The organism is Cupriavidus sp. DL-D2 (assembly GCF_039710735.1).
GTDB lineage: Bacteria > Pseudomonadota > Gammaproteobacteria > Burkholderiales > Burkholderiaceae > Cupriavidus.
In genome coordinates this window covers 1-827 of record NZ_JBDKXK010000096.1, presented here as the reverse complement: position 1 = coordinate 827, position 827 = coordinate 1, and the positions used below count along the sequence as shown (strand labels likewise).

Annotated in this window: 1 pseudogene; it reads left to right on the top strand. The window is 64.7% G+C overall.

Annotation, left to right across the window (positions count from 1 at the left end):
- Positions 1-827: pseudogene (locus ABDB81_RS29135) on the top strand (hypothetical protein); the annotation flags it as partial.

Genomic DNA, 827 nt, shown 5'->3' with positions numbered 1-827 from the left:
CCGACCACACCGAGGTTTCGCGCACCACCATCACGACGACTGCGACAGACCGGCTCATCAGCGCCACCGAAGCCGCGAAGATCCAGGCTGGCGGCAACATCCGCATCAACAGCGAGGGCGGCAGCATCTTCAACCAGTCATCGACCATGGCAGCGGGCGCGAACCTCGTGCGTGTTGCCGGGAAGGTCGAGGATGTCGGCACGGTGTTGCAGCAGAGAGTGACCACGCAGGACACCTCGACGTTTGTCTGGCACCGACGTACCGGGCCTGGCACGAAGCAACAGGTCGTTGCCTACCCCAGCGCACCGCAAGCCCCGACTACCGTCGCCGCGCTGGCCGCCATCGCCACGGCGAATCAGGCAGTCAAGACCAACGCGCGGAAGGTCTCCGTAAAGTCGGTGGATACCGTGGGGGCAACGCTGACAGGAAGCGGGATGTCGCGCGGCGGCAAAGGCGGCACGGGATTGACCGCCGATACCTTGCCCGGACAGCCCCTCGCCGGAGGCATTCCAAACCTGACCCTCCCGACCAACGGGCTGTACACGATTCGTTCGGTGCCGGGCGACACCTACCTCGTCGCCACGGACCCGCGCTTCACGCAATACTCGCGATTCCTCTCCAGCGACTACATGCTTGGAGCCTTGGGCATCGATCCGCAGATGACGCAGAAGCGTCTTGGCGATGGCTTCTACGAGCAGAAGCTGGTCCGCGACCAGATCACCCAACTGACGGGCAGGACGTTCCTCGCCGGGCACACCAGTCAGGTGGACGAATACCAGGCACTGATGAGCCAGGGCGTAGCCGTCGCCAGCGCCTTCGGCCTGATG